The 26633-nt window shown below is 56.0% G+C and carries 25 protein-coding genes and 1 tRNA gene; 5 read left to right on the top strand and 21 right to left on the bottom strand.

Annotation, left to right across the window (positions count from 1 at the left end; translation table 11 throughout):
• Window positions 1-14: 14 nt before the first annotated feature.
• The 17 genes from ACYX34_RS15730 to ACYX34_RS15650 all read right to left on the bottom strand — a co-directional run bounded on the left by ACYX34_RS15730 (window position 15) and on the right by ACYX34_RS15650 (window position 17500).
• The gene (locus ACYX34_RS15730) at window positions 15-668 is read right to left on the bottom strand and encodes a flagellar hook assembly protein FlgD (protein WP_462077523.1); all 654 of its coding nucleotides are present in this window, start codon (window positions 666-668) and stop codon (window positions 15-17) included.
• Window positions 669-685: 17 nt separating this feature from the next.
• On the bottom strand, window positions 686-1672 hold the full coding sequence (locus ACYX34_RS15725; protein WP_462077522.1) for a flagellar hook-length control protein FliK: 987 nt from the start codon (window positions 1670-1672) through the stop codon (window positions 686-688).
• Window positions 1673-2518: 846 nt separating this feature from the next.
• Entirely contained in the window at window positions 2519-2914 is a 396-nt protein-coding gene (locus ACYX34_RS15720; RefSeq protein ID WP_462077521.1) for a hypothetical protein, read from the bottom strand.
• Window positions 2915-3090: 176 nt separating this feature from the next.
• A complete protein-coding gene (locus ACYX34_RS15715) occupies window positions 3091-3765 on the bottom strand; it encodes a MotE family protein (RefSeq protein WP_462077520.1) in 675 nt (224 codons plus the stop codon).
• Between the two features lie 77 nt (window positions 3766-3842).
• Complete coding sequence (locus ACYX34_RS15710) at window positions 3843-4283, bottom strand: flagellar export protein FliJ (protein ID WP_462077519.1); 441 nt, start codon at window positions 4281-4283, stop codon at window positions 3843-3845.
• Window positions 4280-5587: a FliI/YscN family ATPase gene (locus ACYX34_RS15705; RefSeq protein WP_462077518.1), complete on the bottom strand. Its 1308-nt coding sequence runs from the start codon at window positions 5585-5587 to the stop codon at window positions 4280-4282. The genes ACYX34_RS15710 and ACYX34_RS15705 overlap by 4 nt, the downstream gene beginning before the upstream one ends.
• Entirely contained in the window at window positions 5577-6602 is a 1026-nt protein-coding gene (locus ACYX34_RS15700) for a FliH/SctL family protein (protein ID WP_462077517.1), read from the bottom strand. The genes ACYX34_RS15705 and ACYX34_RS15700 overlap by 11 nt, the downstream gene beginning before the upstream one ends.
• Window positions 6602-7594 carry a flagellar motor switch protein FliG gene (gene fliG / locus ACYX34_RS15695; RefSeq protein WP_462077516.1) on the bottom strand — a complete coding sequence of 331 codons (993 nt, stop codon included), beginning with the start codon at window positions 7592-7594 and terminating at the stop codon, window positions 6602-6604. The genes ACYX34_RS15700 and fliG overlap by 1 nt, the downstream gene beginning before the upstream one ends.
• Window positions 7595-7603: 9 nt before the next feature.
• Window positions 7604-9169 (bottom strand): flagellar basal-body MS-ring/collar protein FliF, encoded by a 1566-nt coding sequence (gene fliF / locus ACYX34_RS15690; RefSeq protein ID WP_462077515.1) that lies wholly within the window; start codon window positions 9167-9169, stop codon window positions 7604-7606.
• A 33-nt stretch (window positions 9170-9202) separates the two neighbouring features.
• Window positions 9203-9517 (bottom strand): flagellar hook-basal body complex protein FliE, encoded by a 315-nt coding sequence (gene fliE, locus ACYX34_RS15685; RefSeq protein ID WP_462077514.1) that lies wholly within the window; start codon window positions 9515-9517, stop codon window positions 9203-9205.
• Complete coding sequence (flgC, locus tag ACYX34_RS15680) at window positions 9517-9966, bottom strand: flagellar basal body rod protein FlgC (RefSeq protein WP_462077513.1); 450 nt, start codon at window positions 9964-9966, stop codon at window positions 9517-9519. Before flgC ends, fliE begins: the two co-directional genes overlap by 1 nt.
• A gap of 67 nt (window positions 9967-10033) precedes the next feature.
• Complete coding sequence (flgB, locus tag ACYX34_RS15675) at window positions 10034-10444, bottom strand: flagellar basal body rod protein FlgB (RefSeq protein ID WP_462077512.1); 411 nt, start codon at window positions 10442-10444, stop codon at window positions 10034-10036.
• Between the two features lie 190 nt (window positions 10445-10634).
• Entirely contained in the window at window positions 10635-12044 is a 1410-nt protein-coding gene (locus tag ACYX34_RS15670) for a sigma-54-dependent transcriptional regulator (protein ID WP_462077511.1), read from the bottom strand.
• Window positions 12037-13335, bottom strand: a complete 1299-nt coding sequence (locus ACYX34_RS15665) for a two-component system sensor histidine kinase NtrB (protein WP_462077510.1) — start codon at window positions 13333-13335, stop codon at window positions 12037-12039. The genes ACYX34_RS15670 and ACYX34_RS15665 overlap by 8 nt, the downstream gene beginning before the upstream one ends.
• Window positions 13332-15446 (bottom strand): tetratricopeptide repeat protein, encoded by a 2115-nt coding sequence (locus ACYX34_RS15660; protein WP_462077509.1) that lies wholly within the window; start codon window positions 15444-15446, stop codon window positions 13332-13334. The genes ACYX34_RS15665 and ACYX34_RS15660 overlap by 4 nt, the downstream gene beginning before the upstream one ends.
• 178 nt (window positions 15447-15624) lie before the next feature.
• The gene (locus ACYX34_RS15655; protein WP_462077508.1) at window positions 15625-17082 is read right to left on the bottom strand and encodes a sigma-54-dependent transcriptional regulator; all 1458 of its coding nucleotides are present in this window, start codon (window positions 17080-17082) and stop codon (window positions 15625-15627) included.
• Window positions 17083-17353: 271 nt separating this feature from the next.
• Window positions 17354-17500, bottom strand: a complete 147-nt coding sequence (locus tag ACYX34_RS15650) for a hypothetical protein (RefSeq protein WP_462077507.1) — start codon at window positions 17498-17500, stop codon at window positions 17354-17356.
• A 355-nt stretch (window positions 17501-17855) separates the two neighbouring features.
• Here ACYX34_RS15650 and ACYX34_RS15645 point away from each other — a divergent pair, with 355 nt between their 5' ends.
• The 3 genes from ACYX34_RS15645 to ACYX34_RS15635 all read left to right on the top strand — a co-directional run bounded on the left by ACYX34_RS15645 (window position 17856) and on the right by ACYX34_RS15635 (window position 19502).
• Window positions 17856-18134, top strand: coding sequence for a helix-turn-helix domain-containing protein (locus ACYX34_RS15645; protein WP_462077506.1), 279 nt, complete (start codon window positions 17856-17858; stop codon window positions 18132-18134).
• Window positions 18106-19335, top strand: a complete 1230-nt coding sequence (locus ACYX34_RS15640; protein ID WP_462077505.1) for a type II toxin-antitoxin system HipA family toxin — start codon at window positions 18106-18108, stop codon at window positions 19333-19335. Before ACYX34_RS15645 ends, ACYX34_RS15640 begins: the two co-directional genes overlap by 29 nt.
• Window positions 19336-19426: 91 nt before the next feature.
• Window positions 19427-19502, top strand: a tRNA-Thr gene (locus ACYX34_RS15635).
• A 1100-nt stretch (window positions 19503-20602) separates the two neighbouring features.
• Here ACYX34_RS15635 and ACYX34_RS15630 read toward each other — a convergent pair.
• The 3 genes from ACYX34_RS15630 to ACYX34_RS15620 form a co-directional block, all read right to left on the bottom strand.
• Window positions 20603-20770: a hypothetical protein gene (locus ACYX34_RS15630; protein WP_462077504.1), complete on the bottom strand. Its 168-nt coding sequence runs from the start codon at window positions 20768-20770 to the stop codon at window positions 20603-20605.
• 156 nt (window positions 20771-20926) lie between these two features.
• Window positions 20927-22108: a class I SAM-dependent methyltransferase gene (locus tag ACYX34_RS15625; RefSeq protein ID WP_462077503.1), complete on the bottom strand. Its 1182-nt coding sequence runs from the start codon at window positions 22106-22108 to the stop codon at window positions 20927-20929.
• 132 nt (window positions 22109-22240) lie between these two features.
• Entirely contained in the window at window positions 22241-23608 is a 1368-nt protein-coding gene (locus ACYX34_RS15620; protein WP_462077502.1) for a glutamate-5-semialdehyde dehydrogenase, read from the bottom strand.
• 223 nt (window positions 23609-23831) lie between these two features.
• On the opposite strand from ACYX34_RS15620, the gene ACYX34_RS15615 reads away from it, so the two are divergent.
• Window positions 23832-24662, top strand: coding sequence for a hypothetical protein (locus tag ACYX34_RS15615; protein WP_462077501.1), 831 nt, complete (start codon window positions 23832-23834; stop codon window positions 24660-24662).
• Between the two features lie 200 nt (window positions 24663-24862).
• On the opposite strand, the gene ACYX34_RS15610 is transcribed toward ACYX34_RS15615, so the two are convergent.
• Complete coding sequence (locus ACYX34_RS15610; protein WP_462077500.1) at window positions 24863-26143, bottom strand: NTP/NDP exchange transporter; 1281 nt, start codon at window positions 26141-26143, stop codon at window positions 24863-24865.
• Window positions 26144-26413: 270 nt separating this feature from the next.
• On the opposite strand from ACYX34_RS15610, the gene ACYX34_RS15605 reads away from it, so the two are divergent.
• The coding region (locus ACYX34_RS15605) for a beta-eliminating lyase-related protein (protein ID WP_462077499.1) at window positions 26414-26633 on the top strand (220 nt) is incomplete at its 3' end.

The following is a 26633-nucleotide window of genomic DNA, read 5'->3' as shown; positions in this document are numbered from 1 at the left end:
AATCCTCCTCTTAATTATCGCAGTTCGACGACTGTGGACGGATCAATTGCCACATCACCAACAAGAAGTTTGGCTTGCCCCTGGTCCATTCGGACACCGGACACGGTAAGAGAGGCACGGCCCTCTGCCTTCACGGCATTGCCTTCTAAGTCCGTCGCAGAAATAACATAGCGATAAAGACCCGATCGCATGGTGACTCCATTGTTGTTTTTGCCATCCCAATCGGCAACATTGGCTCCAGATGATCGGTCACGATATTCTAAATTCCGCACAACCTGCCCCTGGGAATCTATGATACTGATATCAACCTTTGTGGCGTTCTTATCCAGCGTGTATCCAAACGTAGCCGGTGTAGAACCGAGCTGAATAAGCGGCTGACCGACGGTCACGGTACGTCCGATCATGGGAACCAATGAGAACTCTTGGGAGGCCGTTTGCGCATCGAGGCTTTTTTGCAGAAGATCAGCCTGCTTCGAGCTCTGTTCCAACTGGCTGAATTGAGCAAGTTGAGAAATGAATTCCGTATTGTCGGTCGGTTTCAACGGATCTTGGTTCTTGAGCTGCGTTACCAGCAGCTTGAGAAAATCATCCTGCCCCAGCGTTTTTGGCCCGGTCTGTTGCGATGCCGGCGTAGGCGTTGTTGAGTTGATTCCTGATATCTCGGCCATCTGGCGTCTCCCTTTTCTTAGGCCACCAAATTCAGTCGCCCCTGGAGTAACGAGCGAGTGTCATCCGGCCATCCTTGAGCCTGCTCTTTCGCGCCCCCCTGGAATCCTTGATGTCCGGATTGCCCCTGTTCTTGAAACAATCCCTGTTGGAACGACCGCCCACCATTCTGACGATCGATGTCGACCCGGAATTGCCCCATATCAAGTCCACTCGCTTGCAGCGTCGTTTGAAGCCGGTCTTGTCCATTGATAAGAAACTGTCCAACCTCGGTTCGATCGGTCGAGAAATGAGCATGGACGGAATCGTTCATCATGGCGACGCGGATGTTCACATGTCCCAAATCCGGTTGAGCCACATCCACCACCACTGATCGAATCGTTGAGGCAAGGGGTTGTGGACTGAGCTCAACAACAGGCAGAGGTGGATGTGTATGAGATGTAGGCGAGCCAGAAGACGTTGTAGGAGCCAGAGTCGCCTGACTCTGTGAGGCCACAGCAAAAGATTCCACGGTCTGACCGTTCATGACGGGGAGAGGATCAGCTTTCATTTGAGAAGCCTGGTTCTCAGGGGTGCTTGGTTGTCGACCATGTTGATCTGCCCACCACTCGCTGATATGTTCCGTCCTTTCATCATTCACATATTGCTCATGAGGAAGTACCACTTGTGGTTTCGAACTGGGGTCTTCCTGCTCTCCGGAAGGCTGTGCAAACGCATGAGGCTGATCAATGGGTGAAGCAGCGGGTGGAAGGTTTTTGCCTTCAGTTGCGACGACCTTGACGAGGGTTGACTTCACGTCTGACACCATCGTGTCGGTGGACACCTGAGCCACACGCTGAGCGCCAGGTTCGGGAAGAGACGAAATGGTCGCTTCCGCTTGCGCCTCTATGGGAACTGGACGAGTGTCAACATGCTCGGTTGCCTTGTTCCCGCTCTGATCGACCACGATCGGCAGACCCTTATTGTCAACTAACGCAACTTGCGAATTGGCTTTCTTCTGAGTCATCGAGGCATCCACTTTCTGCTCCGGTGCACTCTGCGGCGGGGTAACCGCATCATGATCGGAAAAATGGCTCTCAGTAGGCTCAGGTGTAGTCAGAGAAGAATTCATCAAGACAGAAGCCTGCACGGCAGGCTTCGCCGAGCCTCCGACAGATTCATCTCCGCTCTTGACTGACTGAACGTCGTCCTTGGAATCGAGCTCCGTCTGATTTGTTACGTGCCCTTGCCCCGGCACCACTATGGCTGATGCAAGTACCGCAAGGCCTTGCTCTTCTGAGGCTGAACCGACAGTGCCCTGCTGAGAAGATTCTGGCTCGGCCTTTGAATTCTTCTCGTCCTTGTCCTTACCATTTTTGCTTATACTTTCGTTTGTCACCTGATCGGACATGGTGTCGGAACGTTCGATGTGAGACGACGAAGCACGAAGGCCCTTGGTCTCCTTGAAACGGGGAGGGTGCTCCGTCTTGTTCGATGAACGAACATCCTCCGTTGTACTACTACCGCCCTTGCCCTCCTCGCTCCGAACTCTATGGAGTACCGACGAGAAGCCTTTTTCAACAGAACTGGATTCAGAGGAGTTGACAGTCCGACTTGTTACGGCACTCCTAGTCACCGGGGAACCGGCTGGAGCGAGAGGCACATTGAGAGCAGCGAAGTCCACCTAGACCAGTCCTTGTTAGAATTCTGGCAAGTGGAATACAAGCCCTATGCCAAATCAGTCATTTCTAAGTAAGCGAATTACAAAGACGTGGGAAGAAGACTCGAGACCACTCTCATCGTGAAGGGGGAATTTTTTTCTGAGCGGTAGGCAAAAGGGATCCGGAGAGAAACGAGCCCGCTTCAACGCTCCTTATAACGGGCTCTCGATGTGCTGCAGATTGGCCTTGGCGCGCTCCTCCGGCAATTTGAAGCGGAAATGCCAATCCAGTTGTCCGGACTCCGGAGCAGAACTGAACGAGCCTTCCGCACTGAGATGCCGATTGGACCTAGACTTGCCTTCTGGATAGTACTTGAAACGCAGAGACCGTTGGCCATTTGTGGTCGAGTCAGCTTGGCTCAGGTGACCGGAGATTTCCACGTGATCTTCCAGCTGATTCACCGCCTGGTTGAATAACGATCGAAGAAGGTTCAGGCTCAGCACCTCCTGGAACGGTTGATCAGAATTCACGGTGTCGCCAGCCCTGGAAACAGCCGGTCCTCCAAGACACATTGCCACCAACGCGACTGATGAGAACAATCGAAACATAGGTCTATCCTAATCTCTCAATGAGAATAGGTCAACGCGTAGGGCATGCCGCTCGTACTGAGTCCGTTGAGACTTCGACCCCGTTCAGGATCGACCCAGCGATAAGCCGACGGTCGAGGGATGAAACTGCACGGTGATGTATCGACGGTTGTCGAAACGATCGGGAGTAATGTGGGCTAGGGAGTTTGCACCAGCAACTGTTCGGTGAGCTTTGCCGCTCGATCTGCCTTCACCTGAGAAAGGATCGCCCCTGCAGTCTTGGACTTGACCATCCGTAGAATCTCAATCGCTTTTCTGTCCGGCATCCGCTCAAGACGTGCCGCGGCATCCTCCGACGGCATCGATTCGAAGATTTTGGCCAGCTGAGTCCGTTGTTCCTGTGCCGCACGATCTTTGTCCGCATGGATCTTGGTCGATTGGGCTGCAGGCCGTTCCTCTTTGGCCTTTGCACTCTGTACTCGCTTTTCCAGGGCCTCGTTTTGCTCAAGCAGCTCCTCAACCTGACCCCTCACAATCATGAGCCGCTCTTCATTCTGACGCAGGACCTCTTCACGTCGATCGAGATCACGCTTTCGTTGGTCCAACATCTCAAGCACTTCACGGGGTATCTCGATCGCCGGCCCCTGCGGTGTCGATCGGGCTGGAGCATTTATCCCGTCCTTGGCTTCGGGTTCATGATGTGCCCCCCCTGAGGCAGATGGTTGCCCTTCTTGTTTGACAGCAGGTTGCGGTGTCTGGGCTTTGAGCTTGGGATCCGAAGAGGCTTGACCCAGTTGAACCATGACCCAGAACAGGACCGTCGAGACGACCAATCCCCCGACCATCGTCCAGAGCGACCCACGCCGATTCATCCTCAATCCTGGCACAGCCCATGACCACCGACTACTGAGGATGAACGGCGAACTCTTCATATGTCTCGCTCGGCTCTTCATGATTTGCCGTTTCCTCGAATGGAGACCTGACGATGTGCCGCTTCATCCGTCTCTCGTTGCTCCCGTCTGGCCATCACCGCACACACGGCTGTCTTCCGCCGTTCAGCAACTCGCTCAAGAAGCTTGCACTCCTGCCTGGCTTGAATAAGACGCTCCTGGGTCTGCTGCCATAAACCAGTCGCACGATTAATCGAGGCATGGACTTCCTGCAGCGCGTCCCGATGGGCACTCATTTTCCCCTGCCATTCCAACAGTTCCTCGATCGTTATGCCCTGCCTGGTCCGTTGTGCATAGGTCTCGGCATCCCTCTGAATCTGAATTTCCATACTGCGATACTGCTCTTCACTACGTGTGAGTGTGTGGGCAATATCGGACAGTTCCATCATCAGTAACTCAACGGTCTGCGCGTGCACCTTCCGGATTGAATCAAGACTCATGCCGCCTGCCTGGCGAGCACCTCCAGCTCCTGCACCGATGACGCCAAGCTCGCCGGCTGGTCGATCGCTTGTCGGAGATACCCGTTGATCGCATCTTGGGCTTGAACGGCTTTGTCGAGTCCCGCATTCATTCCAGACTTGTAAGCGCCCAATAACACGAGGTCTTCGGACTGCTGATACCGAGCCACCAATTCAAGAACCCGTCTGGCGGCATCATGGTGTGCTTTGCCGACGATGTCCCGCATGACACGGCTTGTGCTCTGGAGCAGATCAATGGCCGGGAAGTGATTGCGCGCAGCCAAGGTGCGTGACAGCACAATATGGCCGTCCAAGATCGAACGGGCCGTATCGGCAATGGGATCACTCAGGTCATCGCCGTCTACCAACACTGTGTACAGGCCAGTAATCGTTCCAGGCCCCGGCCCTGTTCCCACACGCTCCAAGAGTTTCGGCAGGAGTGCGAACACAGACGGTGTATACCCCTTTGTCGTCGGTGGCTCGCCGATGGCCAATCCGACCTCTCTCTGGCTATAGGCTAATCGTGTGAGTGAATCCATCAACAAGAGAACCTGTTGTCCGGCATCACGGAAATACTCGGCAATCGTCGTGGCCACCAACGCAGCTCGCAGACGTATCAAAGGGGCCTGGTCTGAGGTGGCGACGACCACAACGGTCCGCGCAAGCGCCTCCGCTCCCAGGTCACGCTCAAGAAACTCGTTCACCTCTCGCCCTCGTTCCCCGATCAGGGCAATAACATTGACATCCGCTTTGGTATAGCGGCTGATCATCCCAAGCAGCACACTCTTTCCGACCCCTGATCCTGAAAAAATCCCCATCTTTTGCCCGCGTCCGCAAGTCAGGAATCCATTGATCGATCGAACGCCAAGATCAAGTGGATCCTGGATACGGGCCCGTTGGAGTGGGTTCGGTGCCTCGGCGTGTAGTGGATACCACTGGCTCGTCTTCACGGTCCCCTTCCCGTCAATTGGGTTCCCACATCCGTCCAGAATCCGACCCAACAAGTCAGGTCCGACCGCCAGACTCGCCACCTGCCCTGTCATGGTGACGCGGCTGGCAGGTCCGATTCCGCGCATTTCTCCAAGCGGCATCAAGAGCACACGATCTCCACGAAATCCGACCACCTCTGCGATGATCGGGCCCTCACCCACCTCCCTCGTGATATGGCAGAGCTCGCCGACGGTCGTCATCGGACCATATCCTTCGACCACCATCCCTACGGCCTGAGCCACACGTCCTGAGATCTCAAGGGGTTCAACGTGCTCGATGAAATGGCTAAGACTCACGTTGGCCCCTATGCTGCACGGCATGGCCCAACCGGGCCAACTGCGTATCAAGGGACGCATCGACTAATCGCGTACTCGTATGCAGAAGACAACTTCCCCGTGGGAGTGATGGGACGGCTTCCACGTTAATCACCAAAGCGGTGTCCCGTTCTGACAACAGCTCAGCCTTGGCAGCCTCCAACACGCTGACGTCTAATGGGTGTACCTGTATCAGCACGCTCTCAGCGTCTCGCAGCGCATTGATTCCAGCCTTAGCCTGGACAATGATTTGTTCCTTGCACGAGTCGGCCGACTCGTGCAGGATTTTGGAGGCCACTTGAAACGCGAGTCTGATCACATCCTCTTCCATCGTCTGCCGCACCGTCTTGCTCGCCATGTCAAACTGTTGGGCGGCATTGATCAGCACGGTCAGGTCCTGCCGCCGTTGGACCTCCACTTCCCGCCGTCCGTCCGCCATTCCGCGTGCGTATTCCTCCGGCCCATCAGCTCTTCGTGATACCCCTCCCTCTTCAAATGTATGAAAGGGCAAATTCTGCAGTCGAACCGCACCAGACTGCACGGTCGCATGTTTCACCACCGAATTCTCCGCCCGTGCACGATGAATCCCCAGCAAACGACGGACTGCGGCAATGAGCACCTCAGTCTGAAACGGCTTCAAGAAGAACTCCAGAGCCCCGGCCTTCATCGCTCGGACAGCAAGCTCGATGGTCGCCGCACCAGTCATCACCGCTCCGATGATCCGATTGTCGATTTTCTGTACTTCTTCCAGAACGGCAATGCCGTCTCCATCCGGCAGCAACACATCGACAATCAACAGAGTCGGCGCTATCTGCTTGACCATCGCCATCGCTTCCTGTCCTGAACTGGCAACGCGGACACCGATGCCCTCCGACCCGAATAGTTCCAGGAAGAGATTCCGAATGCTTTCCTCGTCATCGACGACAAGGACAGTGCCCTGAACCCGGGAGCGTTCTCGCTTGTGAGTGGTCACCGCCGGCATAGCCGATGCTGCCACTAGAGCATCTCCTCTCCGACCCCGGCGATGACAATACGGCCTTCTTCCTCCAGTTTTCGACAGACCTTCAGGATATTTTGTTGCGATTTTTCGACATCCGACACTTTAACCGGTCCCCTGGCTTCCATATCATCCTTCAACATTTCTGCAGCACGACTCGACATATTCTTCAAGAACTTGTCCTTCACCTCCGGATTTGCGCCACGCAGAGCCACGGGCAAGTCTTCCTTGCTGATTTCCTTCATGAGTTCCTGGATTCCACGATCATCCACTTTCACCATGTCGTCAAATACAAACATCAGCGCCCGGATGTTATCGGCGAGCGTTTGGCTTTTCTCCGTGATACGAGCCATGATCCCGCCTTCATTGGTTTTATCCATTCGCATCAGAATATTGGCGATAACTTCGGCCCCTCCGACGCTATGTGCGCCCCCCCCTGTGCCCGTCAACAAGGTTTCCTGCAACGTATCGCTCAGTTCCTCCAACACATCCGGCTGCACCTCTTCCATTGTGGCAAGCCGAAGCGCGACATCCCCTCGCATATCCTCGGGGAGCGAGGCCAGGACCTGCCCGGCCTGGTCGCTCTCCAGATGCGCAAGAATCACGGCGACTGTTTGCGCATGTTCTATCTTCAACATTTGCGTGAGCGTTTTCACGTCGACCCACTTCAAGGCCTCAATCCCAGGATAGTTTTTCTGCGTCATCGACTCCATGATCCGCGCCGCTTTCTCTGGCCCCAGTGCCTTTGTCAGCACGGTTTTGATGAACTCTCGCCCTTGAAATTGAACGCCGCCGGAAGCGCTCGCCGTCTGGAAGTCTGAAATGACCGCTTCTTCATCCTCCCGGGAAATCTGGGCAGTCCCGCTCATGAAGCTTCCCAGCTTCTTGATCTCCTTCGGATCCAGTTGCTTCATGACTTGGGCCGCCGCTTCTTCTCCGATCGCACGAAGCAGAATCGCCGCTTTTTGTTCACCAGTCAGTGTATGTGCCATCGCCACACGCTACGTTGGATTCTTTAACCATTCTTTGACGACCACCGCCGTCGCATCAGGATTCTTTCTGGCCATATCAATGATTTGGGCTCGATCCGGACCACTCGTCAAGCTCGATCCAGCCGATGCGGTTGCACCGGAAAGCTCAGCCACAGACGTCTCTGCCCGCGCCTGTTCCGTCGTTGCCCCCAACATAACCAGCAACGGCCGCACGACAAACAACAGAATGACGGCAAAGAGTAGAATGCCGACCCCATAGCGAAGGTAGGGCATCCAGGGTTTCAGTCCCTCGGACGCGGCTTCTGCCGCGGCGGTCTGCGGTTCTTCCGGCTCGGTTCCAAACTGAACGTTCACGACTTGTACCTGATCTTGTCGCTCAGCCGAGAACCCCATCGCCTTCTTCACGATGTCTTCGATACGTTTGAGCTCCTCCTCCGATCGTGGCGTATATTTTCGTGCTGCAGTCGTTGCCTCCCCCGTCTGGCCCTCAGTGGGTTTTGCCGTTTCATACACCCCGTCGACCAACACGGCGACGGACAACTGCTTGATGGCCCCGACAGGTTCCACAATTTTTGAGACGGTACGGCTGATCTCATAGTTCACGGTTTCGTTCTTGGTTTGACTACTGTTCGAACTGGTTTGTGACGGCTCAAGATCCGTCCCCGGCGGCACATTCGATTGAACACCGGGCACGCCACCACCGACCCCATTGGTCCCGTTGGACTTCTCTTGGCCTCGCTGTTCGCTCCTCACCACCTGACTATTCGGATCATAGCGCTCTTCCGTCGTCTCGACCTTTCGGAAATCCACCACGCTGGACACACGCACCACTGCCTTATTGGGCCCGACGATGCGTTCCAACATTGTCTGAATGCGGGTCTCGATATCTTTTTCAATGTTTCGTTGATAATCGAGTTGCGTATTGGTAAGCCCGGCCGTCTCATCCGTCGCCGTCGTCGACAAGAGACGTCCATGCCCGTCCACCACCGTGACATCACGAGATTGAAGCCCTTCCACACTGCTCGACACCAAATGAATGACCCCCTGCACTTGTGATGGTGAGAGTTGCTGTCCGCCACGAAGCGTCACGATCACGGAGGCTCTCGCTTTCTCCTGTTCGCTCGCGAACAATCGCCGTTCCGGAATGGCCAGGTGAACGCGTGCCCGTTCCACTTCCGGCATCTGCGCAATGGTTCGCGCCAACTCACCCTGCAACGCGCGACGATAGTTCAGCTTCTGAACAAATTCAGACATCCCGATCGAGGTCTTGTCGAAAATCTCGAACCCAACTCCACCGCCGTGGGGAAGCCCTTGAGTCGCCAGTTGCAAGCGCAGCTCATGAACCTGGTCGCTAGGCACCAGTACGGTCGCCCCCCCGCCGGTCGTTTCGTACGGCACCTTGGTTTCTTTGAGCTTGTCGATGATGGCTGCGGCATCTTCGCTGCCGAGATGGGTAAACAACACCTGCATATCAGGCTGTTGCGTCCACAATGCGATGGCGATCAATCCTGCGATCGACCCCGCCAACGCAACAAGGACGATCATCCGTTGATTGATGGAGAACTTGGAAAACATGCCCACCCCTTAGTCGTCAGTCGCCGGCTTCGATCAAATCTGCATCCGTTGAATTTCCTCGTAGGCAGCCACGAGCTTATTTCGGACCTGCATCATCAATTGAAACGACACATCGGCTTGCTGCAGTGCGACCATGGTCCGATGAATATCCTGCGTATCGCCGGTCATGAGCGCATCTACCGCTCGGCTCGCCTCTCGTTGGGCATCATTGACGTTGCCGATGGCCGACTTGAGTGAATCGACGAAGCCTGGGCCTCCCGCTCTTCCGGCTGTTCCCGTCGATCCGACCGATGCGACATCGGCGATGGGAGCGATGCCGGTCGTCACACCCGTAATCTGCCCCATCATTACCTCCCGATTTCCAGCGCCTTGTTCCACATGGCGCGTGTTGCATTGATCGCCTGCACATTCGCCTCATAGGCACGGGACGCCCCGATCATATTCACCATTTCCTCCATGACATTGACGTTGGGCAACTTGACGAATCCTTTCGGATCGGCATCCGGATGATGCGGATCATAGATCAGCTGCCCAGGCTTGGGATCTTCCAGCACCCGTGAGACAGAGACCCCTTCAAGAGCATGGGCCGAGGGACCCAACGCGACCTGCCGAAAGGATCGCTGAAATGCGCTGGGAACGGCCGTCGATCGAAACACCACATCTCGGCGTTTATACGGACCGCCGGACGGTGTTTTGGTCGACTGCGCATTGGCAAGATTACTGGCGATGACGTTGAGTCGTCGCCGTTGGGCGTCTAACCCTGAAACCGAAACGGCCAAACTGTCGGACATCTCCATGGTGAACCTCCTGATAGCAATAGTGACGCATCATCAGCCTCCCTACCGTGGAAGGCTCAACACTCCGTTATCTTCCCTCCCGTATCGCGCTCAACAATCCGTTAAACTTTTTTGTGAGGATGGTGGCAGCGGCGTTGTACTGCATCACGTTCTCGGACAATTTCGCCATCTCCAATTCGAGATTCACGGAGTTGGCATCGAGGGGAATATCTCCGGCCGGCACTTCATTGAGTTTTCCAGTGACAGACTGCATCCCCTGCGGTCCCTGTAGACCGAAATGTCCCGACTGGGTCGCTGCCAAGACGATGGGGAGACGTCCTTTGTGTGCTGACCGCAATTGATCCATAAACGTCAGCTCGGACGCTCGATACCCCGGAGTTTCTTCATTGGCGAGATTCGAGGCAATCACCCGTTGCCGACCACTGCGAAGGTCCAACGTACGCTCCAGCAACCGCATCGTTCGATCGAAGATCGTCATGCTCTCCACTCCTTTCGATGTGCCACACCGTCGTCCTTGCAACCCGAGTGCCTATCTCTTTCCGTAGATTTCACCCAACAGCGCTCCGCCAGACCACACCTCCTGCCGTCAGCAGTTCTGTACCTCCAGAACCCTGTCGAGAGCGGTGATTGACTAGAACAAATTTGCCCATCGGCAATTCTGGCCACCTTCATAGTGAACTGGAGGCCGAGTGTTCTCCTTCCCGATATTCCCGAAGTTTGTTGCGGAGCGTGCGAATACTGATGCCCAACTCTTTCGCCGCATGGGTCCGATTGTCTTTCACACGCGCCAAGGTTTTGAAAATCAGCTCTCGTTCCATTTCCCACAGCGAGCCATTCGCCGGTTGTGACGCGCGCACAAGCGGGATCGTCATCTCTTCGCTCCTGTCCGGAGGGCAATGTCCCGGTAAAATGGGCCCCTGACCGGCCAATAACAGGGCTCGTTCCATCACGTTTTCCAACTCACGTACATTTCCTTTCCACGGCAACCGCTGCAAGTGCGCGATCGCACCGTCCGATAGGCTCGGCGGTGGCACACCATTTCTCATCGCCGATTGGTTCACAAAATGACGTGCAAGCAAGGGAATATCGGCGAGGCGCTCACGCAATGGAGGCACCGTCACGGGAAAGACGTTCAACCGGTAGTAGAGATCTTCACGGAAACGGCCTTGCTCAACCTCCCGATAGAGCATACGATTGGTCGTCGCGATGACCCGAATATTGACTGGAACCGGGTCACGCCCACCGATCCGATCGACCTCACGTTCCTGCAGAACACGCAACAGTTTTGCCTGGAGGGCCAGATTCATCTCGCTGATTTCGTCCAAGAGCAGCGTGCCGGTATGAGCCATCTCAAACTTCCCGACTTTTCTGATGACGGCGCCGGTAAACGCACCTCGCTCATGTCCGAAGAGTTCACTCTCCAATAGTCCATCGGGAAGCGCGGCACAGTTCACGGCAATAAACGGACGATGGGCCCGTGGACTCCGCAGATGGATGAACCGTGCCAGCAGCTCTTTGCCCGTTCCACTTTCGCCATGAATAAGCACCGTGGCTTGGCTCGAGGCGACCCCTTCAATCGTGCTCAGCAACCGCACCATCCCGGGGTCCTGACTGAGCAGCGCTCGGTGCTCTACCTGATGGATAGGCTGCCCAGTTCCAATCCCCTCCTCACGACCGACTTTCAGATTGGCGATCGCTCGTTCCAGCACATCCATGGAAAAGGGCTTCAATAGATACTCGCTGGCCCCCAGCTTCATGGCCTCAACAGCGGTTTCAATCGTCCCGTACGCCGTCATGAGCACGATCATCGTGTGAGGAGCACGCGCCTTCATCTCCTTGATCAGATCGAGACCGGTGAGGCGCGGCATGCGCAAATCCGTCAACACCAACCAGGGACGAAACTTGGTGAGGCGCTCCAATGCCTCCGTTCCGTCAGCCGCTCCCTGCACGTCATAACCGAGTCGCCTCATGGTTTCCATCAAGGCGATGCGCATCGACGGATCGTCATCGACGACCAGAATGCGCTCCTGCTCCTCGCCGGCTTCCGCCGTCTGCGTGTGTTTCTCACGGTCAGTCATAAGACGAATCCTCCATGAAGACGACCTCGCGCGCCGTTCGCTCAGCGTCCCCGATATCATCCGCTTCGCAGCCTGGGCTGAACGTGGGGCCCGTATCTCCAGTGACCGAGGGATGAGGGAGGATGATTGAACAGGCCGTGCCTTGCCCGACCGTGCTCTCCACATCAATCCGCCCATGGTGAGCCTCCACAATGGAGTGGACGATGGCGAGCCCTAGGCCGGTTCCCTCGTCTTTCGTCGTAAAAAATGGGTCGAACAGGCGCGAACGATGGGCAGGATCGATGCCGACTCCGGAGTCACGGACGGTCAATCGCACGGCAGATCTCCCCAGCGTCTGAAGCGGCTCTCGGCAGAGACTGATGGCCAGCTCCCCCCCATTCGGCATCGCCTGTACCGCGTTGACCACCAAATTGACGATGACTTGTTTCAACTGCCCGTCATGACACCAGATCAACGGCACCTCTTGGCTGATGTCTACGTGGATCTCCACGGGGACTTTCGTGATGGCATGGGCGGCCAACTCTATGGATTCGTTCAGTAACGGTTCCGCCTCATGCCAGGCCCGCGTCAAATGCACCGGACGCATATACAGCAACAGGTTTGCCAAGAGGCCATCCATCAACTGAACGGCCTGTGAAATCTGCTGCGCGTACCGTTGCGTGGGCTGATGTTCCTCAAGGTCACGTTGCAGCAGAGACGCAAAGAGTTCCACGCTGCCCAATGGATTCCGGATCTCATGAGCGATCCGACCGATCAACTCACCCATCGCAGCAAGCCGATCCTTGCGCTGCAATTGCTCCTCGAGCTGATAGACCTGGGTGATGTCCTGAAGCAGAACGAGGTGTCCGGAATCCCCACCGGAGGCGTTTCGGAGCGGAACTTGGCTGATGGAGACCACGCTCTGTCCAATGCGTTGAGGACGATCAGAGACCGTAAGACCCCGGCGCTCTAACACCTCCGGAACGGAACGGCTTCGCAATCCCACATCACCCGCCCCAAGCAGATGTTCGGCGGCTCGATTACTGCGGGTGATGATCCCGCACTCATCCACCACCACCACCCCCGTCGACAACGACTCCAGAATGCCGTCCAACCGCACGCGCATGGCTTCATTGTCGGCAAGCTGCCGACGGAGCGCATCGTTGCTCTGCGCGAGTTCCGCATCCATTTCCTCCACACGCGCCGTAAGAGCGCTATAGGATTGCTGTAACGTGTGCGCGGCTTCATCGAAACTCCGAAACGCTGCCTGCAGGAGCGCCCGTTCCTCAGGATTCGTCGTGATGCTGGTCATAGCCCCTCCGCCTTTCCGGAACTCCTGACCGTCTGCACAGCCCCCTTGAGCGATGCTGAGAGCCGGTTGACCATCTCATCATCCGCACGGCCGAGTTCCGCCAGTGCCACCGTGGCGCGATCGTATTGTTTCAATGCAGTCCAATGCTGAGCCATTTGCAGGCGAGCCCATTCTGCTTGGCGGGCCTTGGGTTTCTTCTCCAATACCGACTGATACGCCGCGATCGCCCGTTCATGTCGATTGAGTCGAGATAACGTATCGGCATAGGCCAGCAATGCATTGGGGGACGCGACTGCCCCGGCCTTAAAGCCTTCTTCATAGGCGAGCACCGACTCTTCAAGTTTCTCAAGTTCTCCCAACGTCTTGGCCAGCTCGAGATACATCGCAGGACGCTCTCGATGACCGGGATGGCGCAGTAGCCACGTCCGACACAGGTGGAGGAGCCCCTGCATATCTCGCTGCTGCCGCATGGCTTGCACAAGCAACAGCACGACTTCCCCTTCGTAGGTACCCAGCGGATACTGAAAACGATACCGCTCAAGCACCTTCCGCGCCGCATCGGGATCACGCTGATCGAGATAAATCTTTCCAAGCCCGATCAAGGCCGGCTCGATCAATGCCGGATCGTTGTGCATCTTGATCACCTGTTGATAAAGACTGATGGCTTCCGCAGCAAACCCCAGTCGACGATGTGCTTCAGCGATCTGCAGCAGCAGAGGCAAGCGGGCATAGCGTTGCCTGGCCACAGCCCCATGCCGGTGGAACAAACTGACCACCGTCAGATCATCCTGCGATGCGACGGCCGCTTCAATCCATGGAGTCAACAGTGCGACAAGGCGGTCCGCCGCCTTCACAGCCCAAGGGTCATTCCCATTCGCCGTCCTCAGGGTGATATCTCGGTAGAGACGAACGCCCTGATTCATCTCATTGGCCTGCTCCGCTTCTTTCGCTAAATAAAAGAGCGCTTCATTCCCGGTTGGGTTCGCGGCTTCTCGCGCGGCAATGTCTTCCAACAACGACCGATACGATGCGGCAGTCTGGGCTGCCTGCGGAACATCACGCATCATGGCGCTGACGGTCCGCTCCAGCGACTCGATTCCCGTGGCCTGTGCTGTCTCAGCCCGCTGAACGGCCAAGCGGAGCTTGGCGGTCGCGGCCGGCAGGCTATAAGGGTAGAGCGCCGGAATCAGGGCGTAGACAAACTCCGCGAGTCGCTGGTTGGCGCCGGCCCGCAGGCTCTCGGCAAGCTGCAACAGCGCCGCAGGCGTATGCTCATGGCGGGGGTAGAGGTTGTACAACAACAGCAGCAACTCCCTTGCGGAAGCCTCATGTTGAAGCCTGATTTCGGTCACAGCAAAACGCTGAATCGCAAGAGGATCCGCTTTCACCAGATGCGGCCATCGTCGATAGGCGAGATCGAAGAAGGGTTGGGCATCGGCATATCGCTGCTGTCGATACAAGGCATGGGCTAATCCCAGCGTAGCCCCTTGCAACAGCGGCTCATGCTCAGTTCGTGTGCGGACATTCGAAAACGCATGCTCGGCCTCGCTCCACTTTCCCATCGCCATGCACGCATAGCCCAGACCAAGCAACGACCGCGGACCATCGAACTGATGGCCCTCACTGTGAGCCAGGGCTTGCTCATAGAACACTTTCGCCTCTTGATACCATCCTTGCTCAAAATACAAGTCAGCAATCCGCCACTCTGCTCTCCGAGCATTCAGCGACTGCGGATGGTCTCGCAGGAGTTTCTTGTACTCTTGGATTCCCAGAGAACGACCTTGGCCTGAGGAGTCCTCACGAAGGGCCAATTCAATGAGGAACGCCTTCGCCGACGGCACAAGCGGGCTTTCAGGATAATCCGTGACAATCTTCGCAAAGAATCGTTGCGCCTCCGCCCAGGTCTGCTTCTTGTACGCAGACTGCCCCTCCTGCCAGGCCAACCCATCGATCCCGGTGGACTGCCCCTCGAAGCGTGGACCGTCGTCCGGCAACAAGAGTGTCAGTCGTTCGACCGGGGCTTGGTTTTTCACGGCTGCCGGACGTTCACTGGCCGGAAGACCGGCACTCTTCCCGGAGGGAAGCGTTTGCCCGATTGCCACAGGAGGCACGACCGCCCAGACAACGAACTGGAGGATCACCCGGACATATGGGAGACGACAGAGATCCACAGCGCGAAGACATCAGCAAAGCTCATGCCCCTCGTTACAATAAAAAATTCGAATGAAATCAACGGAGTTAGCGCCAGAAGTTGAAAACCTGTGCGAATGGCGTCAGGGCAGGCGTCGCCTAGGTCGGAAGGTCGTCAATCTTTTGACTGGATGAGCGGGGCCAGAGAGGAAGGGTTTCAACGTGGGAGCGTGGATCAACTCCCTTGCGTTTCAATTTTTCAACCAAAGTGGTTCGATTCAGATGGAGCAACTGCGCGGCTCTGGAGGTGACGCCGTTGGCTTTGCGCAACGCCTCCATGATGAGATGCTTCTCGTACTGCTCCACCTCTCTCGAGAGATTGATCCCGTCATCGTTGAACCGAATGAACTGCTCCTTGAATTCAGGCGCCGGTGACCGGCGACCGATTTTGGGAGGCAAGTCCTCCACAACCAAGGTCCCCTGCTTTTTCAGGACGACCAAGCGTTCGATCATGTTCTCCAACTCACGGATGTTGCCGGGCCAATCGTACTCGATCAAAACCTGCAGCGCATCCGACGAAAAACCCGACACATCCGTATGCTTGCTCTGATTGAAACGTGTCAGAAAGTGCTCAATGAGCAGCGGAATATCACTTCGCCGTTCTCGAAGAGGAGGAATCAGGATGGGAATGACATTGAGCCGATAGAAGAGATCCTTCCGAAATCGCCGTTCCTCCACCTGCAGCTCTAAATCCTGATTCGTCGCCGCGATAATGCGCACGTCCACATGAATCGTGCGATTGCCGCCGACCCGTTCAAATTCCCGCTCCTGCAATACCCGCAGCAGTTTGACCTGTAAGGGAAGACTCATTTCGCCGATTTCATCGAGAAAAATCGTCCCGCCGTTCGCCAATTCAAACCGACCCATCCGCGAATGGGTGGCACCGGTAAACGCGCCTTTTTCATGTCCGAAGAGTTCAGACTCCAGTAGATTTTCAGGAATCGCCCCGCAATTCACCGGAACGAGCGGTCGGTCTCGTCGCAGACTGTTGAAGTGGAGCATGCGGGCGACCAGTTCCTTGCCGGTGCCGCTCTCACCTTGGATCATGACCGTGCTGTCGCTGTCGGCGACCTTTTGCACAAACTCCAGCACCTGTTGCATCGGCTCACTGACTCCGACCAACTGTTCCAACCGATACTGATCCCGGACGGCCTTCCGTAGCAGGTGGTTTTCCTGTCGCAGCCGATAAAACTCCGCCGCCTTTCGCACCACCACCGCCACAGTCTCAAGATCAAAGGGCTTGGTTATGAAATCGAAGGCCCCGGACTTCATGGCCCGCACCGCGGTTTCAATCGTCCCGAACCCGGTCATCATGATGGAGATGATCTTGGCATCCTGCTTGACCAGACGATCGATGATCTCCAACCCATCGATATCAGGCAACTGCAAATCCGTGATGACGATATGGACAACTGACTCCTTGGCAATTTGGATCGCCGTGGTGCCGTCCTCAGCCATGGTCACGCCATAACCTTCCTGCAGCAGCACCTCCTGCAGAATCGCCCGGACGGCGGCATCGTCATCGACTACCAGCACGTTGACTTGATTGGTACTCATACAATTTGGAATACGAAATGCGTGGCGCGCTTAGAATAATGGCCCGGAGCACCCATTGCAAGCGATATCAATTAGTGTGACAAGGATCGAAAGGAGAAGCAGGTTTCTTGACAGGCTTGTCGGCCTATTAAGACTGTTCGGCACACGGCATGCTTATACAGACATCGATAGGCTGGCATCGCTCAATCGAATTGCCAGACTGACTCGATATGTTTATTTTTATCGACAGCACAAATTGAAGAACCGGCGTCGGAATTGTTCCGTGAACTGCCTAGAACAACGGCTCAGACTGAAAAGAAGGCTCGTTAAAATAATAGCGTCCTTCTTCACCCACAAGTCGGTCGAGGAACTCTGTAAATTTCTTCGCGATGACCTGCACACTGTCGGCTTGAATACTCCAGGGAAGAACCTTGCGCACAAGTCGATTTGAACTTATGAGTGAGAGCGCCACATGGCCTTTGCAGCATGTTGCCTATTTTCTAGGCGTCCGCTGTGTCAGAAGCAGACCACCACTCGTGGTAGGGATCTGGAATCTTCCGAACTTATCGACAGACTTCATCTGCTTAAAAAGATGATTGAGGAAGTTCCGACAGGACTCTCGCGGTCGCCTCACAGCAGCCGACCTTGATCTGAGACCTGAATACCAGCCTTCGAACATTTTGATCAAACTCATGGTTTAGCCTGTGAGTGGTCCGTATTCAGGCAATACAGAATGCCTAATATACGATGCATATAAGCTTGAAATATTGATTAATGACTAGTATATTAGTCACATGCTCCCTCTGTTCTCCTTAGGAGAAGCAATCGCAAGAAAGCGTAACGCGCTGGGCTGGAGTCAGACTGTACTCGCGAAGAAGGCACGAGTCGCACGCTCCACACTTGAGGCGTTGGAGAACGCGCGTCTGGGCGAGCTCGGCTATGCGAAAATCACCAATATTCTGACGGCCCTGGGGCTGGAGCTCAAACTGCAGGAAGCCAGTGCGCGCCGCCCCACGCTCGACGATCTCATGAGCGAGGAGCAGGATGATCAAGGTCTGGACCGACGCCGCTGAAGCGGGTCTGCTGGATCGCTTCGGTGCGAGAGGCAGTACCTTCGCTTATCACACGAACACGCTGCCTCTCCGTGCGGTGTCCGTGACCATGCCCGTTCGCCTACCCTCGTATAACGCCTCCTTCGGACTGCTTCCCATTTTTGAGATGAACTTACCCGAGGGCGTGCTTCGCGAACGCCTCCGGCTCGCCTTCGCCAAGGCCACGGGCACCTTTGATGACTTCGACCTGCTTGGCATCGTCGGACGCTCGCAGGTCGGACGTATCCGCTATACCGGCGCACAAGAAGAACTTCAGGAAAGCGTCCCCTTTCAGTCCATCGATGAAATTTTAGAAAAGCGCCGCGGTGGGGATCTGTTTCGTTACCTGCTCGATAAATTCGCATCCTTCTCCGGTATCAGCGGCGTGCAGCCCAAAATTCTCGTGCGCGACGAAGGCACCTCCGTGCCACTCAACAAGGCAGACCACAGGCTCTCGCAGAGCTATCAGGGCGCGACGCATATTGTGAAGTTTTGGGAACAACACGAATACCCTCAACTCGCGGCGAATGAGTTTTTTTGCCTCAAAGTGGCCGAACTGTGCGGCCTTGAGGTGCCGCCCTGTCGGCTTGCTGAGGATGCACTCGCGTTGGTCATTGACCGCTTCGACTTGCGGTCGGACGGCACCTATTATGGCTTCGAGGATTTCTGTGTGCTGAATGCCAAGCGCACCGATCAGAAATATAGCGGCAGTTACGAAACCTCGATCATGAAGCGATTCACCCAGTTTGCGAGCTCATCGCAGGTTGGCGAAGGCCTGGAACGGCTCTTCACCCTCATCGTCATCAATTGCGCCATACGGAACGGCGATGCGCATCTCAAGAACTTCGGCATCGTCTATGACGACATCCAAGGCGAGGCGAGGCTGGCTCCCGTCTATGATCTGGTGACTACCTCGGTCTATCTGCCTAAAGACAGTATGGCCTTGACGCTCAATGGCTCGACGAACTGGCCGACCGCGAAAGAACTCCAACGGCTTGGAGAGACACGCATAGGCGGCTCTCCAGCCCGTATCCGTGAGATCCTGCAACGCGTTGTGGATGCGATGGAGGCCGTCACCACGCAAATACGCCCCTACATCAAAGATCACCCGGAGTTCGAGGACGTCGGCAACCACATGATTGCGCGGTGGGAGCAGGGCATGGCAACTTCGCTTCGGTCTTAACCGAGCGAGGTTCGCCAGGAGAACAGGCTCGGAACACTTGACCCCAAGGCCGAGAGTCTGTAAAACTGCAACTCATTCAAATCATTAGGATGCTGGCGTAGCTCAATCGGCAGAGCAGCGGTTTTGTAAACCGCAGGTTGGAGGTTCGATTCCTCTCGCCAGCTCCAACCCTTTCCACACACAGCGAACCTCCACCCACGGTGTTCCAAAGGGGATATGTCCCTTCGTAGCGAGCCTGCAAAGGGGGCGGCCCCCTCTGTAGAAGTTGTGAGGCAGGCGTCAGAGCCAAGCAGCGACGGTTGGACGGTCGCTGCTTCTCACCGGCTCCATACCACGCTTGCAGTGTCTTCCTCCCTTGATATCACACCTCGTACGTGGCACTGACTCGTTATCGTCGTATCGTCACTGACGTCGACGGATAAGCACCGCCGCGGATCCTTTTCGTTTGCTTGACCCGGAGCACTTCTCATTTGTGCCGCAGGGCGAAACCACCCGTGCCTCATCTTCAATGTGTTATCTGCACGTTCTCTGTACGGCCGTGGACCGCCAGGACCGGCGCATTAGCGACATCCCCTCCACCAGCTGTTTGACACTGCTTATCGCCCGCTACCGGTGCTGTGGCCTCAGCTCACTTCCCATACAGGAAAGTGGCGCCCCACGGCTTGACAGCCGTGGTCCCTTTTCTGTCTTCGGGGGAACCCGCCGAAGCAGCCATTTCCGGCTGCGATGACCGACGGGTCGGAGGACACCCACTGCACATGCCTCCACAGTTGTACAGTTGTGGCTTCTTGCGTAGGTGGGTGAAAAACTCCCCCGTTCAGTTGCTACTGGCTTTTCTTGTACACGAAGAGGCCGCCGACGAAGATGGCAAGCATGACGGATGCGAACATGAGCAATGTGCTGTCCATGGTTTACTCCTCCCATTCATTCCATGAAGTGGAATGCTGTAGTAGTTTCAACACCCCCCACACTCTCTGCAACTGTCATGAGGAAAATTACTCTCCCCTGCACGTTCCAACGAAGCAGTTACGGGCGACTCTTTCTTCTGATGAGAAGAGTCGCCCGCCTACGGCGCTTAGGACGCCATCAACTTTTATCCGTACTAAGAAAGACCCGCGCGAGAAATAGGGTGAGACGTGTTTGTTGCAAGAGGAAAAAAAGGAACGCCAGCTCTTACATCACGGTATTAGCGACGGCCCACACCAGGCTTCATTTGCTTAGCCAATGGCTTCCCGACATGGGACAGCGACAGCCGATGAGGAACCCGCTAACCGAGCTGGCGAAACACCCACCCAAGACTCGGCGGGCCTGTGTGATCCGGTGGACTGAGGTCTTCCATCGCCACCTCCTCCTGTTGCTGGACGCCTCGGCACAGGGTGTACATAACCATATCAACCTGCACCGTCTGATCCAGTGTATCGAAGTAACTCTTCATTACTCCTCTTCAATCATCTCTGTCAACCAGAGGAGCAACAAGTTGTAGGACACATACAGCATGCTCCAGAAATAAGGGAGGGGGATGAAGATATCACCCATTTGCTGATGAGGATTCTTCCCCATCTACTCGACTCAATACGAACCAGCCGCTGTCCTAAGAGAGCCCACGCACAATTTCTTGGTAGTACGTCTCCAGTATCGCGGCGCGAGCCTGCTCCACAATGACCAATTGGCGTTGGTCGAAGGTATTCGCGCAGTACAGATAGTGAAACCCTGGAAACCTTCCGCGCTCGACATGGACCTGCCGACCATCCGGGTCCTGGCGTGTGGTGTCTGCGAGCACGTCACGATCAGCTAACCGCTCCCATGCGGCTTGAGCCGAAGGCCAATGATTCTCATAGAGAGGATGCTCGGGATCAGTGGGGGGCGTAATCACTTCAGGAGAAAATGGACGACCGTCATCTGCTTCCGGTAATTCATCCCAGGCAACCCGCTTCTGACTTCCGCGCTGTAACCGATAGAATGGCCCGTCGCCGACCAGTTCTTCGACTGAGTGATAGCTGACTGGAGTTGGAGGTTGGATGAGCTGCAAATCCCTGGCCGCCAGGGCTCGCTGAAAGGGGACTCGTCTAGCCAGTTGCCGTGTTTTTTCACACAGCATCATGCGGCCATCTGAGGACAAGGCCTTCATGATATTGTCCAACCGACGGCCAAGCCCGGTTCGCTGTTCGAATGACGCCTGCTGAACTGAATCTCGCGCTCGTTCAAAGGTCTGCCAACTGTGGCTTGGAAGACCGGGGTCTTGCTCAGCCTGCATCAACGCATGGGTCGCCACAATGAGATCGTACGAGCCTGATAGTTCTTCGACCTCGATATCGACACATGCAAATCGGAGGTTGTGCAATCCGAGCTGATTGGCCTTTTCCTGTGCGATGGCGAGAGAAGCGGATGATCGATCAACCCCCACAAAATTCTTTTCCGGACATAGTCGCGCACAAAAGGAAGTCAGGATACCCAACCCACAACCGAAATCGAGGATGTCGTTCGCCTCACCGCAATGTGCAGCAATCAGCGGGCCAATCGCTTCGTAATAGTCGTACCGCTGACTGTACAGCACCGGAAAGATCTTCGGATGGGCAGCGATGTCATAGAAGGCAATCTCATCGTAACGACCACCGTCACGTTTTCGTTCAGCGCGTGACGCAAGTTGTTTCAGATCTTCAGAGGAAAACTGTCGCTGCTGCCAGGCAAAGTAGTCGCGATCGGACGTGAACTGCCGGAGTCCCCACCAGGCCAGATGCTCACGGAGCAATTGTCGCAGAGAATCATTCGCCATTCGGCACACACCTGCTCAACACAGTTCCCGGCAAGACCGCAAGGAGTGAGGACCACGAGGCGTACGCGGTGAGGGTACATTGAGTGGCTCGAACAGCTGAGCACGAAGCTGGGGAACGTTTTCAGCAGGCGCTTAAGGCCTCTTCAGCATGATTGCGTCGAAGTACGTCTCCGGCACCGGATGGGGCAACCGCAGCTGGCCGGAACCGAATGCCACATACTTCTCACAGGTCAGCTGCTCCAGGCCAATCGGGCCCTTCGCGTGCAATTTACCGACACTCAACCCCATGTCACGTCCCATTCCGAAACTGTCACCGGCGTGAAGCCTGGTCGACACATTCACCAACACGGCACCGGCATCGACTTCTTTGGTGAATCGCATCGCGGACTCGTACCGATTGGTGGCGATCACCGCCGTCAGACAGGGACGATGGGCAGCCATGTGAGCCAACGCCTCGTCCAACCCTTCCACCATCTTAATGGCTACGGTCGGTCCGGCAAACTGAGTCTGCCAATCCGCTTCCGTTGCAGGGACAATTGCCGTATGGCCTGTCATGGCCATCTGTCCCATGAGGGCGACTGTCTTCGGACAAGCATGCACTTCCACTTTAAATTGGTCGAGCAACCGATTGATCAACGGCGGCAGGAACTGCCGACCGATGACCTGTTGGACCAACAGGGTATCCAGCGAGTTAGAGGATCCCGGTTGTTGGACCTTCGAGTTGATTACCAGATTTTGGGCCATCGGGATATCGGTGTCATCGTCGACGTACAGATACGTCAGCCCCCCGTCATCACAGAGCACCGGCACCTTCGCCTGCTCCGCGACCGCCTTGCGTAACCCGGCTCCGCCGCGCACGATGAGTGCGTCAATCCCTTTTGCCGCTCGCATCAGCTCAAGCGCCACATCCTTGTCCGACCGATCGATCAGAACCCAGGCCCCGGTCGGTACTCCACACTTCACGGCGGCCTCACGCAATCCCGTGTCAATCGCCTGATACGTATGCCGCCATTCTGGTGCGCCGCGAAGAACACAGAAGTTCCCCGACTTCATCCCCAGCGCAATCGATTCCACCGTGATGAGCGGACTGCGCTCCGAAAGCACCCCGAGCACTCCAATCGGCACCTTGACCCGCGAGACTTGTAAGCCGTCAGGACGCTCCTGCCGTGACACAACCAGCCCCACAGGATCCGGCAACTCGGCAATCTGATGAAGTTGCTCGACCATGTCGCGGATCTGCTCGGCCGTCACCCGGACATGCGCCACGGCCGCCTTCATTCGCTCCTTCGCAGCCCCCTCCCCAAAAGACTTCCCAACTGCCTCGACATCCTTCGCATTCGCAGTTAAAATTGTGTCGTGGTCCGAGTTCACGCGTTCTGCCATGGCATGGAGGGCAGCCGCCTTGACCGCGCCGGGAAGGAGTGCCAGTGCGCGAGCAAGACGCCGTGAATCTTTGAGCAGTTTCTCGATGTATAATTTGGCAGGAACGTCAATCGTCATAGGCCTCATGATCCAATCCAGACAGGTTCAGCTGAGTCGTTATCATCACGATCTCTCCTTGAGCACAACACGGACGGATGTATCGGCGGACTATAACACGCGTTTTTTCGATCAGTAAACCACGGACACGAGCTCGGATGTGTCGAGCACGGCACCGATCAATAAGGGTAACGAATAACAAGCCGGCACAGGCACGTGAAGTGGGCCGGATAAAGGAGGAACAATGCGGTCTGGAGTACAGATAAACAGACGCGGGTGCGACCTGGCGCTCTGCCTGATCCTGGCAGCGACTTTGGGGGGTTGTGCTCAGTTGAAGTCCGCCCATACACTATCGACACCAACACAGGCCACTCCTGAACAAGCTGCGGAACGAGAGCGGGAAAGCCAATTGCCGAAGGCGGTGCAGGCCCGTTCAGCCGAAAACTCTCATCAATCCTGTCGGGTCACCTTTGACGATGAAGCCGCACTCGGACAAATCTACGGACAGGCCCGCTCGACCTTGGCTCTCAAAACCAGCCGTGGATCGAATGGACAACTGCAGATTTGCGACAGTACCAAGCACACCAACTGCTGGACCTACCGCCAGCACTGTTCGCGCAGCGACATCAACCTCGACACCATCGGCTCGGCCCATTATCATTTGAGCATGGAAACAGGTATCGAGTGCTATACCCTTCCTGATCCAGGAGACGGCCTCGGCCGAGGATTCGGCAGACTCGTGGAATGGAAATGCACCGATGTGGATTGGGTGCGAACCCCGCGTGTCCTGACCTCCCATGACCAAAGTCAGTGGGTGAAAATCTGGCTTAGCACGACCGACACCCGTGCGCCTATGTACTTCGACCTGGAATCGATCCAGGTGCTCCCCGATACCTCAATCCAGCTCTGGTTCCGAAAACGCGACGGCACCTGGTGGTTCTGGCCCGAACTGCAGGCCAACGCTACCTGGACACTTCGTGACCATGTGCGTGATGTCTCGGAAGTACGGATCCGTGGAGCCAAAGCAGGTCGAACCAGCTCCTACGTGATCGGTTCAGTGACGGTCCGGGACTAAACACAGCGTCCTCCCACATCCGTTCGTGCTGCGAGAAGCCTGTTCTGGGCGTGCTGAACCGCTCAGCGCAAACAGCATTTCTGTAAACGCACATCTCGCGCACCATATCGAGAATTGTGAGTAGGATTACATTTTTCTAACATCATAGGAACTTCCTCCGCCCAAATAGATGAACACCAGGGTCCCTCTTCTCACGATCTTCATTCTGTCGATCGACGTTTTTCTTGCCGAGCCAACACCGTGGCTAACCAGGCCCAGACCAGCATCAAGGGCACCATCACCCAAGCGATCTGAGCCGTCGTGGCTCCGAGCGCCTTCACACCCGTGACCAGCCACCCAGTCGAGGCATCGCCGCCGCGAGAGATGGCTGTATCGATGAAATTCTTCGCCTTGTATTTCTCTTCTCGACTGACGACGGTGAACAACACTTCACGCGCCGGCTTCGACAGCGCATATTCCCCGACTCGCCGCAGGACGGAAAAGACGACATAGAGTCCAAGAGTCGGCCACAAGGCAATGCCTAAAAACCCCACCACGCTGATCACCGGCAGAAACAGCAAGGGCGCGACCAGACCGAATCGCCGAATGACTCGCTGCGTGAGGAATAGCTGGGTCAACCACGTCAACAGGCCAGTCGTAAAGTCCAGGCTGGAAAAGAGACGGGTGCGGGCTTCTGGTTGGTCAAAATATTCCGAAACCAGGCGGGTCTGCTCAAGATAGAGAAAGGTGGCGGTCATGGTCAGACAGACCAGATATCCGCAGATCCCCATCAAATAGGGCGAGGAGAAGGTCAAGCGAACTCCCGCTAGAAAACTCCCGTGAAGCGGGTCACCCGGTTGGGGCTGATGATGCGCTGACTGTTCACGTCCCCATCGCTCGAGTCGATAGATACATCCCAGACAGAGGAACAGAAATCCCGCCGAGGCGAGCATGAGCACCGGCACCGGGAAGACAAATGTGAGCCCCGTTGTGATCAAGGGGCCGATCAACGCCCCGCTACTTCCACCTGCCGCAATCACTCCGAACAGTCTCGTTCCCTGCTCAGGTGTGAAGAGGTCGGCCATGAAGCTCCAGAAGACCGACACAATGAACAGGTTGATCACCGAAAGCCATACGAAAAAGCTGCGGGCCACCCACTCGGGATAGGCATGGCTCGTCATGAACGCGTAGTAGATCAGCAGATTTACAATAATGAAACCGTAGACCGTCAGCAGCAATCGATAGCGTGAGCAATGTGCAGAGAGCCACCCGAATAACGGTGTGGCCGCAAGCATGGTGAGGAACGTCGCAGTCATCATCCACGGGAGATGCTTCAATCCTCCTTCGATGGCCATTTCGTCACGCACGGGACGGAGGATGGAATACCCGCACAGCAAGCAGAAAAAATAGACGAACGCCCAGGTCAACGGCACCAGCTCTTCACGCTTCGCCCCAAGGAAGTCAGCCCATCGCTGAAGCCGAGCATATCGTGGATCGTCCATGGGCCCGCAGTGTATCAGGTGTATCGTCGCCTGCAAGTAGAAGATCTGCTACAATGCGTGGCGGAAGGCTAGGAGCCTGTCCGACATTGCCTTCGTAACGAAGCGAAGGAGATCCGGCGAGCTGCAAGGCCGCAGGCCATGAAAAACCGGACGTGCATTCGCAGGAATACAGCGAGGATTTTTCGAGGCCGAGAACGACGCAGATGGCTGCAGATCATTTGCTGCAGTCGAACGGTCAATGTCGGACAGGCTCCTAGGGAGGTCGTAAGGATGATCGATCTACGTAGCGACACCGTCACCAAACCGACCGATGAGATGCGCAAGGCGATGGCCCGCGCCGATGTGGGCGATGACGTCTATGGTGAAGATCCGACCGTCAATCGGCTTCAAGACATGGCCGGAGCAATGCTGGGTAAGCGGTTCTGCCTTTTCGTCCCCTCCGGCACCATGTCCAATCAACTGGCGATTCGCATTCAGACCCAACCGGGAC

Source organism: Nitrospira sp. CMX1 (genome assembly GCF_054902215.1).
The sequence above is the reverse complement of the archived record's forward strand: the minus strand, read 5'-3'. Positions and strand labels throughout refer to the sequence as shown.

Coding starts and splice junctions, on each gene's coding strand:
- ACYX34_RS15730 (WP_462077523.1), bottom strand. CDS start 668: ATGGCCGAGATATCAGGAATCAACTCAACAACGCCTACGCCGGCATCG.
- ACYX34_RS15725 (WP_462077522.1), bottom strand. CDS start 1,672: ATGACTCAGAAGAAAGCCAATTCGCAAGTTGCGTTAGTTGACAATAAG.
- ACYX34_RS15720 (WP_462077521.1), bottom strand. CDS start 2,914: ATGTTTCGATTGTTCTCATCAGTCGCGTTGGTGGCAATGTGTCTTGGA.
- ACYX34_RS15715 (WP_462077520.1), bottom strand. CDS start 3,765: ATGAATCGGCGTGGGTCGCTCTGGACGATGGTCGGGGGATTGGTCGTC.
- ACYX34_RS15710 (WP_462077519.1), bottom strand. CDS start 4,283: ATGAGTCTTGATTCAATCCGGAAGGTGCACGCGCAGACCGTTGAGTTA.
- fliG (WP_462077516.1), bottom strand. CDS start 7,594: ATGGCACATACACTGACTGGTGAACAAAAAGCGGCGATTCTGCTTCGT.
- fliF (WP_462077515.1), bottom strand. CDS start 9,169: ATGTTTTCCAAGTTCTCCATCAATCAACGGATGATCGTCCTTGTTGCG.
- fliE (WP_462077514.1), bottom strand. CDS start 9,517: ATGATGGGGCAGATTACGGGTGTGACGACCGGCATCGCTCCCATCGCC.
- flgC (WP_462077513.1), bottom strand. CDS start 9,966: ATGGAGATGTCCGACAGTTTGGCCGTTTCGGTTTCAGGGTTAGACGCC.
- flgB (WP_462077512.1), bottom strand. CDS start 10,444: ATGACGATCTTCGATCGAACGATGCGGTTGCTGGAGCGTACGTTGGAC.
- ACYX34_RS15670 (WP_462077511.1), bottom strand. CDS start 12,044: ATGACTGACCGTGAGAAACACACGCAGACGGCGGAAGCCGGCGAGGAG.
- ACYX34_RS15665 (WP_462077510.1), bottom strand. CDS start 13,335: ATGACCAGCATCACGACGAATCCTGAGGAACGGGCGCTCCTGCAGGCA.
- ACYX34_RS15655 (WP_462077508.1), bottom strand. CDS start 17,082: ATGAGTACCAATCAAGTCAACGTGCTGGTAGTCGATGACGATGCCGCC.
- ACYX34_RS15645 (WP_462077506.1), top strand. CDS start 17,856: ATGCTCCCTCTGTTCTCCTTAGGAGAAGCAATCGCAAGAAAGCGTAAC.
- ACYX34_RS15640 (WP_462077505.1), top strand. CDS start 18,106: ATGATCAAGGTCTGGACCGACGCCGCTGAAGCGGGTCTGCTGGATCGC.
- ACYX34_RS15630 (WP_462077504.1), bottom strand. CDS start 20,770: ATGAAGAGTTACTTCGATACACTGGATCAGACGGTGCAGGTTGATATG.
- ACYX34_RS15625 (WP_462077503.1), bottom strand. CDS start 22,108: ATGGCGAATGATTCTCTGCGACAATTGCTCCGTGAGCATCTGGCCTGG.
- ACYX34_RS15620 (WP_462077502.1), bottom strand. CDS start 23,608: ATGACGATTGACGTTCCTGCCAAATTATACATCGAGAAACTGCTCAAA.
- ACYX34_RS15615 (WP_462077501.1), top strand. CDS start 23,832: ATGCGGTCTGGAGTACAGATAAACAGACGCGGGTGCGACCTGGCGCTC.
- ACYX34_RS15610 (WP_462077500.1), bottom strand. CDS start 26,143: ATGGACGATCCACGATATGCTCGGCTTCAGCGATGGGCTGACTTCCTT.